At 69.5% G+C, this 15,187-nt stretch carries 11 protein-coding genes and 1 pseudogene; 5 read left to right on the top strand and 7 right to left on the bottom strand.

Annotated elements, in window-relative coordinates; genetic code table 11:
• Positions 1-503 precede the first annotated feature (503 nt).
• Positions 504-1,115 (top strand): dTMP kinase, encoded by a 612-nt coding sequence (gene tmk / locus NXI30_09685; protein MCR9094477.1) that lies wholly within the window; start codon positions 504-506, stop codon positions 1,113-1,115.
• A 30-nt stretch (positions 1,116-1,145) separates the two neighbouring features.
• Here the strand turns inward: tmk and NXI30_09680 are convergent, their stop codons facing one another.
• The 6 genes from NXI30_09680 to NXI30_09655 all read right to left on the bottom strand — a co-directional run bounded on the left by NXI30_09680 (position 1,146) and on the right by NXI30_09655 (position 8,886).
• On the bottom strand, positions 1,146-2,201 hold the full coding sequence (locus NXI30_09680) for a CPBP family intramembrane metalloprotease (protein MCR9094476.1): 1,056 nt from the start codon (positions 2,199-2,201) through the stop codon (positions 1,146-1,148).
• Positions 2,201-5,023 (bottom strand): excinuclease ABC subunit UvrA, encoded by a 2,823-nt coding sequence (gene uvrA / locus NXI30_09675; protein ID MCR9094475.1) that lies wholly within the window; start codon positions 5,021-5,023, stop codon positions 2,201-2,203. Before uvrA ends, NXI30_09680 begins: the two co-directional genes overlap by 1 nt.
• A 183-nt stretch (positions 5,024-5,206) precedes the next feature.
• Positions 5,207-6,223 carry a peptidylprolyl isomerase gene (locus tag NXI30_09670; GenBank protein MCR9094474.1) on the bottom strand — a complete coding sequence of 339 codons (1,017 nt, stop codon included), beginning with the start codon at positions 6,221-6,223 and terminating at the stop codon, positions 5,207-5,209.
• Positions 6,224-6,254: 31 nt separating this feature from the next.
• Positions 6,255-7,280: an aldo/keto reductase gene (locus NXI30_09665; protein ID MCR9094473.1), complete on the bottom strand. Its 1,026-nt coding sequence runs from the start codon at positions 7,278-7,280 to the stop codon at positions 6,255-6,257.
• Complete coding sequence (locus NXI30_09660) at positions 7,265-8,101, bottom strand: SDR family oxidoreductase (GenBank protein ID MCR9094472.1); 837 nt, start codon at positions 8,099-8,101, stop codon at positions 7,265-7,267. Before NXI30_09660 ends, NXI30_09665 begins: the two co-directional genes overlap by 16 nt.
• Positions 8,098-8,886 carry an NTP transferase domain-containing protein gene (locus NXI30_09655; protein MCR9094471.1) on the bottom strand — a complete coding sequence of 263 codons (789 nt, stop codon included), beginning with the start codon at positions 8,884-8,886 and terminating at the stop codon, positions 8,098-8,100. Before NXI30_09655 ends, NXI30_09660 begins: the two co-directional genes overlap by 4 nt.
• A 312-nt stretch (positions 8,887-9,198) precedes the next feature.
• Between NXI30_09655 and NXI30_09650 the strand changes: the two genes are divergently transcribed.
• From NXI30_09650 to NXI30_09640, 3 genes and pseudogenes are all read left to right on the top strand, one after another.
• On the top strand, positions 9,199-9,783 hold the full coding sequence (locus NXI30_09650) for a TetR/AcrR family transcriptional regulator (GenBank protein ID MCR9094470.1): 585 nt from the start codon (positions 9,199-9,201) through the stop codon (positions 9,781-9,783).
• 245 nt (positions 9,784-10,028) lie between these two features.
• A pseudogene (locus tag NXI30_09645) lies at positions 10,029-10,166 on the top strand (thrombospondin type 3 repeat-containing protein).
• 176 nt (positions 10,167-10,342) lie between these two features.
• Positions 10,343-11,104 (top strand): hypothetical protein, encoded by a 762-nt coding sequence (locus tag NXI30_09640; GenBank protein ID MCR9094469.1) that lies wholly within the window; start codon positions 10,343-10,345, stop codon positions 11,102-11,104.
• Here the strand turns inward: NXI30_09640 and mfd are convergent.
• Entirely contained in the window at positions 11,078-14,671 is a 3,594-nt protein-coding gene (gene mfd, locus NXI30_09635) for a transcription-repair coupling factor (protein ID MCR9094468.1), read from the bottom strand. The two genes, NXI30_09640 and mfd, sit on opposite strands and share 27 nt — an antisense overlap.
• Positions 14,672-15,001: 330 nt before the next feature.
• On the opposite strand from mfd, the gene NXI30_09630 reads away from it, so the two are divergent.
• Positions 15,002-15,151, top strand: a complete 150-nt coding sequence (locus tag NXI30_09630) for a hypothetical protein (GenBank protein ID MCR9094467.1) — start codon at positions 15,002-15,004, stop codon at positions 15,149-15,151.
• Positions 15,152-15,187: the final 36 nt, after the last annotated feature.

The raw sequence follows: 15,187 nt of genomic DNA, 5'->3' as shown, positions 1-15,187 counted from the left end.
GAGTACGCCTTACGATTCCTGCCTTGATCTGTCCCCGAATCCACTCCTCAGACGTCGTTCGGGACGCGGCGGGGCGTGCGCTTTGCGCGTTCTGGCGGTTGGGGAGAGGTTGAGCGCAGTGCTCTTTCGGAGAGGGTCGGAGCTTTGGCTTCGACCCTCTTCGTGTTTTCGGGGAGCGACTTTCCAGCTCGGCGGGTCTTGCTGTCCGCGGTAGAGAGATGGAGAGACGTCGGGCGGGAGCTCGAGGCGGGGCTTCACCCCGTAATTGAAAAATCCCGACTCGAACCCTGTGCTCCCGCCCGACGTTCTCGGCCGCGCTTGCTCCCGGTCCCGTTGTAGGAGTGCTGCGCGGCTCGCCCGAGGGCGACGTGGATTGGGATTGCGAAGCGTGTGCCAACGCGTTTCGGGGGGTCGGCGCGCGGTGGCGAGCGCCTGAGCGGCGCGAGAGCGTTAGTCTTGGCGGCGCGTTCCGGGAATCGTGAACCGCGGGGCATGGAGGCGACGTGAAGCGCGGGCAACTGATCGTGTTCGAGGGCATCGACGGCTGCGGCAAGTCGACGCAGCTCCGTCGGTTGGCGGACACGCTGCGGGCGCGCGGACTCGATCCGGTCGTCACTCGGGAGCCGACGGATGGACCCTGGGGCCGCAAGATCCGGGCGATGGCCCGGAGCGGCGAGGCGGTCGAGCCCGAAACGGAGCTCGCCTGGTTCTTCGAGGATCGGCGCGAACACATGCGCGAGGTCGTGACCCCTGCCCTCGAGGCGGGCCGGATCGTGCTGTCGGATCGCAGCTACGTCTCGACCGTCGCCTATCAGGGCGCGCGCGGCCTCGACCCGGAGAAGATCCTCGCCGACAGCGAGGCCGAGTTCGAGCGGCCGGATCTGGTGCTCGTCTTCGAGATCCCGCCGGAGGCCGGGCTCGCCCGGGTCGACGCGAGGGGCGGGACGAGCGAGCCGGTCTTCGAGAACCTGCCCTTTCAAGAGCGTGTCGCTGCGATCTTCGCGGCGCTCGACGTCGAGGGGCTCGTTCGGATCGACGCCGATCGAGACGAGGAGTCGATCGCGCGCGACGTGGAGAACGTCGTGGAGGCCAAGATCGGGACCGTCGACCCCTAGGAGCGGGGCGGCGGCGTCTCCGGAGGCCGGTCAGTCGTCCTCGTCCGGGGGACGCAGCTCGTGCACGTTCGTGCGCGTGCGCCGTCCGTCCGGCGCGGGCTCTGCCGCGACGAACGCCTCGTGTCGACGCTTCGCTTCGCCGACGACCGTCCAGCCTGCCCAGGCGACGATCCCCAGGCTGGCGAGCACCAGGGTGAACGGCAGGTGCGTGCCCTCGACGTTCATCCCGGGCCATTCGATCACGCCTTCGTAGGCGCCCGCGACGAAACCGATCGCGGCCCAGCCGCTCGAGAGCAGGATCGGCCCGAGGACGGAGCCGGTCGCGATGCGGACCATGCCGAGGAGCCAGCCCATCCCGAGGAGTGAGACCGTGCCGACCATGAAGCGCGTCGCGCCGGTCACGGGATAGTCGCGCATCAACATCCAGAAGAGCCCGGCGAAGAAGACGCCCTGGAAGAGGCCGAGCTTGCGGACCAGTCCCTGCTGGATCACGCCGAAGAAGAAGAAGCCGTCGATCAGCGGCACGAGTCCGGCGATCAGGATCAGCCCCTGCAGCACCGACCAGCGATCCTCGGGGTCGATCAGTCTCCGCTCGCCGACCCCCGCGTCCCCTGCGTCCGCGTCGGAGTCGGTCGGATCGGCTTCCCCCGCTTCGGCGAGGCCGGACGCACCCCTCTCCGGGGCCGCGTCCGTCGCGTCTTCCGGCGAGGGCGCCGGTGCGAGGCTCTCGAGCAGGTTCGGCTCGTCCGGGGCCCAGTCGTAGGCGTAGTTGTCGAGCTCGCTCATCAGGAAGACGGCGGGTACCAGGCACAGGATCAGCGGGATCGCGTCCGGCTCGAGGCGACGCAGCCCGAGCCGCCTTCCCTGCGGCGGGCCGATCCGCTGGATGGCCATGCTCGCGACCGCGCCGAAGCCGATCGTGCGGCCGATGCCCTGCGCGGCGATCTCGCCGAGTCCGAGGAGCGCGACCGCCGTGAACACCGACGCGAACATCGCCATGATCACGAGAATGAGCGACGCACCGATCCCGGGATAGGGCTCGTTCGGATCGGGACCTCCGTCTTCGGGCGGCTGGTAGGGGAACATCAGTCGAAGGCTCCCGCGAGAGCGCGGCCCGTATGGGAGCGTTCGCAACGCGCGACGGCTTCCGGTGTGCCCGTCGCGACGATCTCGCCGCCTTCGGCGCCGCCCTCGGGCCCGAGGTCGATCACGTGATCGGCGTGTCGGATCACGTCGAGGTGGTGCTCGATCACGACGACGGTATTGCCGCGCTCGACCAGCCGGGAGAGCAGGCCCAGCAAGAGCTCGACGTCGACGAAGTGGAGGCCGGTGGTCGGCTCGTCCAGGAGATAGAGCGTGCTGCCCGTGCTCTTGCGGGCGAGCTCCTTGGCGAGCTTCATGCGCTGAGCCTCGCCGCCGGAGAGGGTCGTCGCGCTCTGTCCCAGGTGGATGTAGCCGAGGCCGACGTCGGCCAGGCTCTGGAGCGGGCGCGCGACGGCGGGGACGGTGTCGAAGAGCTCGAGAGCCTCGGTCACGGTCATCTCGAGGACGTCGGCGATCGACTTGCCGCGGTAGCGAATCGCCAGCGTGTCGCGATCGTACCGGCGACCGCCGCAGACTTCGCAGGTCACGAACACGTCGGGCAGGAACTGCATCTCGACCCGGATCGCGCCGTCGCCTTCGCAGGCCTCGCAGCGTCCGCCCTTCACGTTGAACGAGAAGCGTCCGCTCTCCCAGCCGCGCACCCGCGACTCCGGGAGGCCGGCGAAGAGATTGCGGATCGCCGAGAAGAGGCCGCTGTAGGTCGCGGGGTTGCTTCGAGGGCTGCGGCCGATCGGGCGTTGGTCGACGTCCACGACCTTGTCGATCCGGTCGAGGCCGACGACGCGGTCGTGGGCGCCCGGGGTGGCGAGGGCGCCGTGGAGGGCGCCGGCGAGCACGCGGTGGAGGGTGTCGTTGATCAGGGTCGACTTGCCGGAGCCCGAGACTCCGGTCACGACGGTCAGGCAGCCGAGCGGGATCTCGAGGTCGACGTTCTTGAGGTTGTTGGCGCGACAGCCCTCGAGGCGGATGACCCTCGACGGGTCGACGGGGCGGCGCTCCGGAACCGCGAAGCCGCGGCGGCCGGCGAGGAAGTCGCCGGTGGTGGAGTCCGGGACGTCGGCGAGGGTCGCGGGCGCGCCCTGGGCGACGATGCGGCCGCCGTGGATGCCGGCGCCGGGGCCGATGTCGATCACGTGGTCGGCGCGGCGGATCGTGGCCTCGTCGTGCTCGACGACGATCAGGCTGTTGCCGAGGTCGCGGAGCGATTCGAGGCTCTCGAGGAGCCGGTCGTTGTCCCGCGGATGGAGCCCGATCGACGGCTCGTCGAGGATGTAGAGCACGCCGATCAGACGCGCGCCGATCTGCGTGGCCAGGCGGATGCGCTGGGCCTCGCCGCCGGAGAGCGTCGCCGCGCGCCGGTCGAGGGTCAGGTAGCCGAGCCCGACCTGCTCGAGGAAGCCGAGCCGCTCGCGGACCTCCCCGAGGATCCGATCCGCGACCCTCGCGGCCTGGGCCGGGAGGGTCAGGTCGTCGAGGAAGGCGATCACGTCCGAGATGGGGAGTCGGGAGAGCGCGGGCAGCGAGTGTTCCGCCAGCCGGACCGAGCACGCTTCGACCCGGAGCCGGTCGCCCTCGCAATCCGGGCACGGCGTCTCGCGCTTGAACTTCTTGAGCGCCGTCGCGGAAGCGCCGCTCGCGGCCTCCTCGCGTCGCGCGAGATCCCCGAGGACACCGTCGTAGGTGCGTACGAGCTTCTCGGTTCGCGCGCGTCGCCGTCTTCCGCGCCCCGCGACCGGGACGGACATCTCGATCTCGTAGTCCGACGCGCCCTCGAGGATCAGACTCCGCGCCTTCTTCGTGAGCTTCTTCCAGGGCTTGTCGAGATCGATCCGATGATCGGCCGCGATCGTCTCGAGCAGCCGCCGGTAGTAGCCGCGGGCCTCGCCGAGATCCCAGGCGGCGATCGCCCCGTCGGCGAGGGAGACGGATTCGTCGGGGACGATGCGCTTCGGATCGAACTCGGACACCTGTCCCAACCCGTTGCAGCCGTCGCAGGCGCCGAACGGGTTGTTGAAGGAGAAGAGCCGGGGCGAGATCTCCGGGAAGGAGTTCTCGCAGGTCGGGCAGGCGCCGCTCCGGGAGAGCCACCAGGGCTCGTCCCCGACGACGTCGATGATCGCGAGGTCGTCGGCCAGGCGGAGGGCCGTCGAGAGGGACTCGGAGAGACGCGCGCGGATCGACTCCTTGAGGACCAGCCGATCGACGACGATCTCGATGTCGTGGCGGGCGCCGCGGGCGAGCGGGATCTCCTCCGAGAGGTCGTGGATCTCGCCGTCGATCCGGGCGCGCACGAAGCCGTCCCGGCGGAACTGGTCGAGCTCCTTCTTGTACTGCCCCTTCCGCCCGCGCACGACCGGCGCGAGGACCTGGATCTTCGTGCCCGCCTCGAGGGACATCACGCGATCGACCATCTCCTCGAGACCCTGGCTCGTGATCGGGGTATCGCATTCCCAGCAGTAGGCGGTCCCGGCGCGGGCGTAGAGGAGCCGGAGGTGGTCGGCGATCTCGGTGATCGTGCCGACCGTCGAGCGCGGACTCCGGCCGACGCTCTTCTGTTCGATCGCGACGGCGGGAGAGAGCCCCTCGATCTCGTCGACGTCCGGACGCGAGAGCTGGTCGAGGAACTGGCGCGCATAGGTCGACAGGCTCTCGACGTAGCGACGCTGACCTTCGGCGTAGAGGGTGTCGAAGGCGAGACTCGACTTGCCGGAGCCCGAGGGGCCGGTCACGACCACGAAACGTCCGCGCGGGATCCGCAGGTCGACGTTCCGGAGATTGTGGGTTCGCGCCCCGAGGATCGCGATCTCCTGGGGGTCGCCCTTCTCCGCGAGCGCGGCGATCGTCGCGAAGTCCCCGGCGAGTCGATCCGGTCCCGTCGCCCAGCCTGCGGCAACGACACTCTCCGGTGTCGCGTCGCGAACCAGGCTCGCCGCGGCGTCGGCGTTCGTGCTTCCTTCGGCCATCGCGACGCGGACTAACGTCGGCCGCTAGCCACCGAACGCGCCCTTGCGGTCGATGTAGGTCTGGCTGCGGAGGACTTCCATCCACTCGATGTACTGCTCTTCGGTCTTCTGACCGAGCAGGAACTGCTGGAGCTGGGGAGCGGCCTGTTCGTAGGTGATGGGCGTGAAGGTCCGACGATCGACGAGATGGAGGAGGTTGCAGCCGAAGGGCATCGAGATCGGCTCGGAGAGCTGACCGGGCTGGAGCGAAGACAGCGGGCGGCCCATCCAGCCTGCGAGGTCCTTCGTGTGGAGCCAGCCGAGATCGCCACCGCGCTCGACGTTGGTGTCGGAGATCTCGCGTGCCGCGGTGGCGAAGTCGATCTCTCCGCGCTCGATTCGCGCGCGGGCGTCGCCGACGAGCGAGCAAGCCTCGTCGGCGCTCCGTGCTGCGCGACCGTCGGGCATCACGACGATGTGCCGTACGTAGACTTCTTCGCCGCCACTCGGCTGGTCCCCGAAGCGCTGGTCGAAGAGCGCGCGAACCTCTTCCTCTTCGAGAGAGACGCGCGAGCGGACCATCGCGTTCACGACCTTGCCCCGTTCGATTTCGCCCTTGATCTTGGCCCGATACTCCTCGACGGAGAGCCCGTGGCTCGTCACGCTCGAGAGCAGCTGCTCGAGGGAAAGGCCGTTCTCGCCGGCGATCGCTTCGATCGCGCCGTCGACCTCCTCGCGATCCGCGGTCAGCTCGAGGCGCTCGACGACCGAGGCCAGGAGCTTGTTGTCGATCAGCCGCTCGAGGGCATCGCGCCGCATTTTCAGGATCTCCGCCGGCGGCACCCCGGCGGCGCGCATGCGCTCCTCGACGCTACGCGAGATCTCGATCACCTCGGAGGCGAGGACGATCTCGTTGCCGACCTGAGCGGCGATGCCCTCGACGAGCTGCTCCTCGGCGACGGCCGGGGACGCGAGCACGAGCGCGAGTCCGGTGACCGCCCCGAGCGCACGGGAGTGGGTCAGGGACGAGAGCAGAAGCAGAGGACGAGAAAGGAAGCGCACGAAACCTCCGGGGCGCGGCCCCGGGGCCGCATCAGCGCGGGATGGTAGCGACGCTCCGCGGGGTCGTCTGGTTCGTACGCGGCTCCGAACCCGCGGTCGGCCAGCGGGAGGGATCCACGACGTCGGCTTCCAGGGTCGGCAGCCGGTCCACCAGCGCGGCCAGGCCACCCACATCGATCCGCTCGTCGGACCAATCGTCGAGCAGCTCGCTCAGCTGCGCGTCAGTCTCGCAGCCGACGATCGGATGCGCGCCCGGCAGGAATTCCCGGGCGAAGCCCAGGAAGAGCGCCCGCGGCGTCACGCTCAGCTGGGCGGCAGCGGCATGGATCGTCCGGAGCGCTTCGGCCGCGGGATCCAGGAATCGGGGAAGGGTCGTCGGATCGAGGTGGGCCACCCCCTGCAGGAAGACGCTGCGGACGTAGATCGTGCGTCCGAGCTCCCGGGCCCGAGGAAAGAACCCCTGACGGAGCAGGCGCAGGTCGAGCAGGCTCGATGCGACCTGCAGGACCTCGAGGTCGGGATCGTCGAGGGCGGACCACGCCTCCTCCGGGGTCGCAGCGGAGACGCCGAGCTGGCCGATCCGGCCCGCATCGCGTTCCGCGAGCAGGGTGCGCCAGAGCTTCCCGCCGCAGGCGTGGCGATGGGCGAAGCGGTGGAGGAGGACGACGGGGAGCGCGTCCTGGCCGAGAGCGATCCGGCTCTCGGAGAGGCTCTGCGAGACGCGTTCCAGGCATTCGGCGATGCCGACCCCGGTCTCGTGGACGTCGGGGGCGAGCTTCGTCACGACGCGCCAGCCCTCGTTCGAGGGCACGTCCCGGAGCGTCGTCCCGATCCGTGCCTCGCTCTCGCCGTAGGCGCGGGCGGTGTCGATCGCGCGGACACCCGCGTCTCGTGCGCGCGAGAGCATGGCGCGGAGTGCGTCGTCGTCGGGCGGTCCGGCGTGATTGGCGATGCCGTACGGCATGCCCCACTGGGCGCTACCGAGGGTCAGTCTTCGGGGGTCGCGAGCGCGCATCCCCTGCCAGGTCGTCAGGTCCATGGTCACCAAGAAGTCCATCCTCCGTCGACGACGAGGTCGTGTCCGGTCACGTAGCTGGCGAGGGGCGAGAGCAGGAAGGCGACGGGGCCGGCGATCTCGTGCGCGTCGCCGATCCGTCGGAGCGGCACGCGCGCTTCGAGCTGCGCGAGGAAGGCGGCGTCGCGCTGGACCGCTTCGCTCGGGAAGGGGCCCGGGCTCACGCTGTTCACGCGGATCCCGTCGCCGGCGTAGTGGCAGGCCGCATAACGTGTGAACTGGACGACACCGGCCTTCGCGGCGCCGTACGCGGGCGGGCTGTGGAAGCCCGGATGTGCGTCGTAGGTCGCGGGCTGCGGCGACACGAGTCCGTACATCGAGGATACGTTCACGATCGCACCGCCCTGCCCGGCTCCAGAGCGCCGCATTCGCTCGGCGGCGGCCTCGGTCGCCAGGATCACGTCGGAGAGGGTCGATTCGAGGGTGTTCTCGACGGCCTGGCGTTCGAGGCGATCGAGCGTGACCGGGCCGCCCTGACTGTGGGCGGCGACGCCACAGGCGTTGTTCACCCACCCATGCACGCAGCCGGCTTCCTTGTCGATCCGATCGAAGACGCGCGTGAGATCCTCGTCGAGATGTTGGTCGGCGATCTCGGCATGGACGTGGCCGGAGAGGTCGCGGGCGAGGGCGTGTGTCTCTTCGAGGGGTTCGGCTCGCCGGCCGAAGACGACGACCTCGGCGCCGGCCGCGGCCAGCGCGAGTGCGATCGCGCGACCGAGATGGGTCCCACCCCCGCTCACGCCGATTCCGAGACCGGTGAGCGCGTCGTTCGCGAGGGTGGAGTGGCTCGCTCGCGAGGTCATCCCTCCTCCAGCTTCTTCTGCTCGACGTGTCGATTCATCGCCGTGATCTCGGGATGGCGGTCGAGACGTTCGACCATCGTCGGGTAGTCGATCGTCGAAGCAGTCGGTCCGAAGAGCCGGAAGGCACTCCGTGCCATCGCGAGGTCCTCGTAGGTGTCGACGGTCCAGCGCCAGTCGGGTCGGTCCGGCCAATCGAAGGGCGTCGGGACCGCGTGGTGGTTCGCGTTCGCGCCGAGCCAGGACGTGACGTGGGTGCGGTGATAGGGCTCGCTCGCCGGGATCTCGCGGTCCGCGACGACCAGGGCATCGCGACGCACGAGCTCGACGCCATAGCCGACGGGCAACCGCGGCGTCGTCTCGACACCGCCTTCGCTCTCGAGCGGAAGGCCGCCGTGGAGCTTCAGGAGATCCGCCCGCTTGGCGCACTCGCTCGCGTCGCGGGCATCGACGAGGAGGTCGACGCAGCGGGCGTCGACGAAGGGGTTGTCGGCCGTCACGCGGACGAGCCATTCGGCGTCCGTCTCCTCGGCGATGGCGACGAAGCGGGAGAGGACCTCGGTGCGGTGGCCGCGGAACACCCGAAGCCCGAGCTCGAAGCCCCAGGCCTCGGTCACGTCGTCCGCGGGGCCTTCGCTCGTGGCGAGCCACCACTCGTCGACGCGGGCGGCGCGGAGGCGGTCCGCGACCAGTCCGAGGACCGGTCGCCCCTGGAGCGGCGCCAGGATCTTCCCGGGCAGGCGCTCCGAACCCATTCGCGCCTGGATGATGCCGATCGTCTTGCCCAAGTCCCGTTCCGCCCTCTTCCCGGCGCGAAGTCGCAGCCGAAGATTCCGCCACGGATTGATCGGCAGAACGCCGGCAGAAACTGTGCACTTTCGTGTCGGAGAGCGTGAGATCGAACTGAGCGGGTCGAGAAGTTAATGAGGAATCAATCGATATGGATCGAGCGCGCTTGGAGCGCCGGCCTTCGCACACTCGGAGGCGAAGTCAGTTTATGAGAGGTGAATCATATAGGAGCTCGGGCGCATCGATCCAAAGAACACCCGACCGAATCCGAGTCGATCGATAATGAGAGATCAATCGATTAGGATTCAGGCATGCCGAGACCCCGCATCGAAGACGCCGAAGACCGCCTGCTCGCCGCAGGGCTGAATCTCTTCGCCCGGCGTGGGACCGAGCGGGTCAATACGAACGCGATCGCAAAACGCGCCCAGCTGGCGGTCGGCACCTTCTACAACCACTTCCCTGACAAGCACGCCCTCCTCCGGGAGATCCAGAACCGGACGGTCGGCGCGCTGCGCGCCGCGCGGGTCGAGGCGACGCGCGGCGCCGGGACCGATCCGGAAGCCCAGGTGCGGGCATCGGCGGGGGCCGCCGTCGCCTTCGCCGAGTCGCATGCCCAGGCGTATCGCGTGACCTTCGGCCGCGAGCGTGCTGGAGCCACGGCCCATGGGCCGGTCGTGTCCGAGTCGACCCGGCCGACCGCAGACGGGCTCCGCCGCCTCCAGGCCGCAGGTCGCGTCGACCCGGCCCTCGATCCGGACCTCGCGGCGCGCGCCTATCTCGCGATGGAGGTCGGCACGATCCTCTGGTGGCTCGACGATCCGTCCCGCGCCGGGCGGGACGGTGTGGTCGACACCCTCGTTCGCCTCCACCCCGCGCTCGGAGCGCGCCTTCGATAGCGAACGGACCCCGCGAGATCTGAGGCACCGTCCGAATCCGCCGAGCGCCGCCTCGTCTCGGATTCGACGCCGATCCGCGCGTGCCCCGGTCTTTTTTCGCATGCGATTCCGCTTCCGCCATAGACTCGCGGTCGAGTCCAACCACGAGGAGCGGTGTGATGACGAATCCGAGAACTCTCCTGAGGCACGGAGCGATCGCCGTCGCGGCGATCGTCGGCTTGACCGCGTCCGTCGCGGTCGCCGGGACCGACGGCGACGGCGTGCCGGACGGAAGCGACAACTGCCCGCTCACGCCCAACGGCTCCGCCGAGCTGTCCGACCAGGTCGATACGGACCTCGACGGAATCGGGAACGCGTGCGATGCGGACTACAACCAGGACGGCAGCGTCACGACCGGCGACTACGGGCCGCTGTTGGCTCTGGTCATCGAGGGAGAGGGTCCGCTCGTCGGCTCCGCGCTGATCTACGACCACGACGGCGACGGACAGCTCACCCTCGGCGACCTCGCGATCTGGGAACAGCTCTTCACCGGCATCCGGACGCAGGGGCAGTGATGGGCATGCGAGCCGAAGGGAAGCGAGTGGCCGCGACGCTCCTTCTCACGACGGCGATGCTCTTCGCGGCAAGTGCGCAGGCGATCGAGGTGTCGATCGAGGATCTGAGCGTGTCGGGCGGTTCCGTCCAGGGCGACCTCGTGCTTCTGCCGGTCGGCGAGACGGTCACGGTCGACATCCGCCTCGGCGATCCGACGGCCAGCGTGTGGAGCGGTTTCGGAATCTCCTACTACGGCTACGACGGGGCGCGCCTCGGCTTCGTCGGGGGTCAGGCGGTCTCGCAGATCTTCTCGAATTTCTGCTTCTTCGCCGGGCCACCGCCGACGTGCGCGGACGACCTCCCGAACTACGCGGGCTCTGCCCTGCCGGGTCCGAACCGGACGCTGGTGGAAGACACCGTCTTCCCCGGCGTACCGCTCGTCGGCGAGCCGCGGGTGCGCGCGTTCTTCGTCTGGCAACACGTCAGCACGGTCGTCGGGACCGACGGCGGGCCGGACGACTTCGGCCTCGACGGCGTGCTCGGAGGTGGTGACGCCCATGCGAGCGTGACCTTCGAAGGCCTCTCCGACGGGATCACCGAGATCACGATCGGGACCGGAGACGACCTGGGCGGGGTCATCCTCGGTCAGTTCGGGGTGCCGGTCTCGGAAGGCGCGACGAACGCGCGCATTCGACTCGCGGTTCCCGAACCCGGAGTGGCGAGTGCACTGACGGTGGGCGTTCTCGCTTCGCTCGCGGGCCTACGCCGTCGACAGCTGCCCGAGTAGCTGACGGGTCGCGTCGAAGAGCGCCGGCGGTCCGCCTTCGGGCCCCGGCGCCTTCGCGACGATCTTCTGGTCCGGCGTGACGCGCAATCCCGATCGCGCATGGGTCAGGAGCTGGATCAATCGGTCCGGATCGATCCGACTCTGCGCCGCGGCCTGCAGGACGAGCTCGCCGCGCTGGGTCTCGATCCGCAGGATGCCCAGCCTTCGCGCGAGAATCTTGAGCCGGATGACTTCGAGCAGATTCTCCGCTTCGGAGGGCATCCGGCCGTAGCGATCGAGCAGCTCGTCCCGGATCAGCGCCACCTCGTTCTCGTCCCGCGCCGACGACAAGCGCTTGTAGAAGACCAGGCGCTGCGACACGTCGGCCACGTAGTCGTCGGGGAGGCGACCGACGACCGGCAGCTTGATCTCGGGATCGAGCCACTCTTCGTGGGCCGTGCCGCGGAGCTCGTCGATGGTCTCTTCGAGCATCTCCATGTAGGTCTCGTAGCCGACGCTGCGCAGGTTCCCGGACTGCTCGGAGCCGAGCAGGTCACCGGCGCCCCGGATCTCGAGGTCGAGGTTCGCGAGCCGGAACCCGGCGCCGAGCTCGCTCAGGTCCTGGATCGCCTCGAGGCGCTTCTGCGCATCGCCCGAGAGCGAGCCGACCTGGGTGGGGACGAGCAGATAGGCGTAGGCGCGTCGGGTGCTCCGGCCGACGCGTCCGCGGATCTGGTAGAGCTGCGCGAGGCCGAGCGCGTCCGCGCGATTCACGAGGATCGTGTTCACGTTCGGCATGTCGATGCCGCTCTCGATGATCGTCGTGCAGAGGAGGACGTCGGCTTCCTTGCGCATGAACGCGTGGATCTTGTCCTCGAGCTGGCGCTCCTTCATCTGCCCGTGGGCGATCATGATCGAGACTTCCGGGACGATGCGTTCGAGAGTTTCCCGCATCGCCTCGATCGTCTGCACCCGGTTGTGCAGGAAGAAGACCTGCCCGCCGCGGCGGATCTCGCGGAGGATCGCCTCGCGGATCAGCCCCTCGTCGAACTTGCAGACCTGGGTCCGGATCGCGAGGCGATCGACCGGCGGCGTCTCGATCACGGAGAGGTCGCGGATCCCGGTGAACGCCATCTGGAGCGTGCGCGGGATCGGCGTCGCGGTCAGGGTCAGGACGTCGACGGTCTTCTTGAGCTTCTTGATCCGTTCCTTGTGCGACACGCCGAAGCGCTGCTCCTCGTCGACGACCAGGAGGCCGAGGTCCTTCCACTGGACGTTCTTCGCGAGGATGCGGTGGGTCGCGACGACGATGTCGACCTGGCCGGTCGCGAGGCCTTCGAGGGTGTTCTTCGCTTCCTTCGTCGTGCAGAAGCGAGAGAGCATGTCGACGCGGATCGGGTGATCTTCGAAGCGCTTCTGGAAATTCTCGAAGTGCTGCTGGCAGAGGACGGTCGTCGGCGTCAACACGACGACCTGCTTGCCGTCCTGCGCGGCGCGGAAGGCCGCCCGGATCGCGACCTCGGTCTTGCCGTAGCCGACGTCGCCGCACACGAGCCGATCCATCGGCTTCGCCTGCTGCATGTCGCCGATCACCTCGTCGATCGCGGCCATCTGGTCCGGGGTCTCGTCGAAGGCGAAGCCCGCTTCGAACTCTTCGAGGGCGGTGTCGCGTCCGGCGAAGGCGAAGCCCGGTGCGAGCTCGCGGGCCGCGTGGAGCGAGAGCAGCTCCCCCGCCATGTTGCGGAGGCTCGCCTTGACCTTGCCGCGGACCTTCTCCCAGGTCTCGCCGCCGAGCTTGTCGATCCGCGGCTTCACGCCGTCCGCGGCGCCGTAGCGCTGGACGCGGGAGAGACGATCGACCGGCAGGAAGAGCTTGTCGCCGCCGAGGTACTCGATCGCGAGGAGCTCGTTGCTGCGTCCGCCGGCGGACAGCTCGTGAAGGCCCTTGTAGATCCCGATGCCGTGGTCGTGGTGGACGAGGAAGTCGCCCGGGGCGAGCTGGGCGATCCCGTCGAGGCTCTGGCCTTCCCGCCATCCGGTCCGGTTCCGCTTCTTCTGCCGGACGCCGAAGATCTCTTCGTCGGTCACGATCGCGAGCGCCTGGTCCGGCCACACGAAGCCTTCGGAGATCGGGGCGACCCGGAACTCGAGACGTCCCGGCAGCGACCAGTGCCAGATCGGGCGCGGGTCCGTCGCGACCTGTCCCTCGAGTTCGTATTCGAAGAGAAGCGTCTTCAGGCGATCGGCGGACGAGAGCGACGAGCACGCGATCACGACGCGCCACTTGTCCGCGAGCCACGCGTTCACCTGGTCGACCAGGGGGGCGAGCGCGCGGTCGTGGCTCCGTGTCGTCGCGAGGGCGCGACGGAGATCGTCCTGGGTCCGGGTGTCGACGAGGTGGCGGCCGGCCTCGCCCTGCTCGTCGAGGACGTCGAGTCGTTCGAAGCTCGTCGGCCCGCGTGCCTCGAGGGCCTCGCACACGGCCTCCGGCCCGAGCAGCAGATCTTCGAGCGGAACGGTCAGGCGTTCGCCGACCGCCGCGGCGTGGTTCGCTTCGATCTCGCCGAAGACCTGCTCGAAGCGGGCTGCGCCCTCCTCCGGCTCCTCGACCAGCACGAGCGTGTTCTCCGGCAGATAGTCGAAGAAACGCTCGCGCTCGGGCTGGAGGAGCGGCGCCAGGGACTCGGCGCCCGGGGGCACGTGTCCGCGGAGCATCGCGTCGACCAGCTCGTCGACCTCCGTCTCCGGGATGGACTGCGCCGCGGCCTCCGCGCGGAGCGCGTCGGACCGCTCGATGACGGCGTCCCGGTCGAAGATCAGCTCGCGCGGCGGGGGCAGCAGCGCGGTCGAGGCCTTCGTCTGGGAGCGTTGGCTCGCGGGGTCGAAGCTCCGGATCGAATCGACCTCCTCGCCCCAGAGCTCGATCCGGACCGGGGTGACGAGCTGCGGCGGGAAGACGTCGACGATGTCACCGCGGACCGCGACCTCGCCGGGCTCTTCGACGAGGGCCATGCGCTGGTAGCCGAGGGCGACGAGCTGGATGAGCAGCTCGTCGCGGTCGATCTCCTGACCGACGGAGACGCGGACGGTCGAACGGCGCAGGAGCGCACGGGAAGGCACGCGAAGGGACAGGGCCGAGCGCGGAGCGACGACGATCGGCGGCGGCTCGGTCGCGTCTGCGCTCCCGGCCTCTTCGAGACGGTGCAGCACCTCCATCCGCTGGCTGACGAGGAAGGGCTGGGGCGAGAAGCGGTCGAAGGGGAGGGTGTCGTGGCGCGGGAAGGCGCGGATCCGACTCTCGTCCTCGCGCTCGCCGAGGAGGCTGCGAAGCGCCAGGATCGCGGCGTCCGCCGCGCGGGAATGGGGCGTCACGTAGAGGACCGGGCCCTCGCCAGCGGCACGGATCAGGTGGCTGGCCGCCACGCGGCCGGCGGCGCCACGCAGGCCGGTCAGGCGGCGGAGCGCGTCGGTCCCGGTCTCGCGGACGAACCGGTCGAAGGGCGTGTCGCCGCGTTTGGGCGAACGCCGGCGCTTGACCTTCGCGGGCCCCGCCGTCTCGTCGGCTTCTGTCTTCGCGTCCGCACTCATTCCCGGCGAGTCGTCCTCGGTCGTCCTGCTGCTGATCGTGATGGCGATCGCCCGGACCCGGATCCCGGGCGGTGCGAAACGCCGAAAGCCCGGTTCCCCTCGAATGGGGGGACCGGGCGCGCCGCAGTGTAGGGATCCCGCCGGGATTGGCACGGGTGTGCCGGCGGAATCCGGATGTTCCGGCCGGATCGGCCATTCGACGGATCGACCGTCCGGGCCCCGGAATCGACCCTTGTGTGAAGCCCTTCACGGAGCGGCGCCCCGATCGCGGCGATCCTGTCTCCATCGGGCGGAAGGGACGCACCGCCCGGTCAGAGAGGGGACGCGATCATGGCCACCACGTCTACGACGAGCATCGATGCCGACGAAGCCCGAAACGCCTCGGCGGGACTCCCGCCGGAGCTGATCGTCTTCGGTCTCGCACTGATCTCGGTGGTGGCGCTCGTGGTCGCGCCGCACCGGATCGGGCTCGGCCTCTGAACCTCGCCCCCCAGCGAGGGCCCTGGCGGTCGACCT

The sequence above is a fragment of the bacterium genome (assembly GCA_024742285.1).
Taxonomy (GTDB): domain Bacteria; phylum Myxococcota_A; class UBA9160; order UBA9160; family UBA4427; genus UBA4427.
Note: the sequence above shows the minus strand (reverse complement) of the source record. Positions and strands in the feature narration are given on the sequence as shown.

What these genes read in the sequence shown, in the direction of transcription:
- NXI30_09680 (MCR9094476.1), bottom strand. Translation starts at nt 2,201, where the DNA reads ATGTTCCCCTACCAGCCGCCCGAAGACGGAGGTCCCGATCCGAACGAG.
- NXI30_09665 (MCR9094473.1), bottom strand. Translation starts at nt 7,280, where the DNA reads ATGGACTTCTTGGTGACCATGGACCTGACGACCTGGCAGGGGATGCGC.
- NXI30_09660 (MCR9094472.1), bottom strand. Translation starts at nt 8,101, where the DNA reads ATGACCTCGCGAGCGAGCCACTCCACCCTCGCGAACGACGCGCTCACC.
- NXI30_09650 (MCR9094470.1), top strand. Translation starts at nt 9,199, where the DNA reads ATGCCGAGACCCCGCATCGAAGACGCCGAAGACCGCCTGCTCGCCGCA.
- NXI30_09640 (MCR9094469.1), top strand. Translation starts at nt 10,343, where the DNA reads ATGCGAGCCGAAGGGAAGCGAGTGGCCGCGACGCTCCTTCTCACGACG.
- mfd (MCR9094468.1), bottom strand. Translation starts at nt 14,671, where the DNA reads ATGAGTGCGGACGCGAAGACAGAAGCCGACGAGACGGCGGGGCCCGCG.
- NXI30_09630 (MCR9094467.1), top strand. Translation starts at nt 15,002, where the DNA reads ATGGCCACCACGTCTACGACGAGCATCGATGCCGACGAAGCCCGAAAC.